Source organism: Oleiphilus sp. HI0043 (assembly GCF_001634935.1).
On sequence record NZ_LWEY01001961.1, the window covers coordinates 1 to 689 of the forward strand.

Annotated in this window: 1 protein-coding gene; it reads right to left on the reverse strand. The window is 41.8% G+C overall.

All coding sequences use genetic code 11. The annotated features are described in order from the left end of the window. Positions 1-62: 62 nt before the first annotated feature. The gene (gene crp, locus A3729_RS30275; RefSeq protein ID WP_068634587.1) at positions 63-683 is read right to left on the reverse strand and encodes a cAMP-activated global transcriptional regulator CRP; all 621 of its coding nucleotides are present in this window, start codon (positions 681-683) and stop codon (positions 63-65) included. Positions 684-689: the final 6 nt, after the last annotated feature.

Below are 689 nucleotides of genomic sequence, written 5' to 3' on the forward strand. Positions count from 1 at the left end.
CCCAAACAAAAAAAGCAGGCTAAGCCTGCTTTTTCTTAAACAAAATGGGAAAACCTAAAGAGTTAACGCGTACCGTAAACCACCATAGTTTTACCCTTAACCTGAACTAATCCCTGATCCTCAAGGGTCTTGAGTACACGTCCAACCATTTCACGAGAACAGCCAACTATTCGCCCTATTTCTTGACGCGTAATCTTAATTTGCATGCCGTCTGGATGAGTCATCGCATCAGGTTCTTTACATAAATCCAGTAAAGTGCGTGCAACACGACCCGTTACATCAAGAAATGCTAAGTCACCCACCTTACGCGTTGTCTGTCGCAAACGACTCGCCATTTGCTCACCAATAAAATACAAAATACGCGAGTCTTGAGACGATATTTCCCGGAACTTGTTGTAGCTGATCTCAGCAACTTCACACTCGGTTTTGGCTTTAACCCAGGCACTTCGAGAGTCCAGATTATCAAACAAGCCCATCTCACCGAAGAAATCACCGGCATTCAAATAAGCCATGATCATCTCACGACCATCATCATCTTCAATGATTACCGTTACCGAGCCTTTAATAATATAAAATAAGGAATCACTTTTATCGCCGGCGTAAATGATTGTACTTTTACTAGGGTATTTTCTACGATGACATTGCGATAGAAAGAAATCGAGGTGCTTTGTTTTACTTTCTATCGGTTT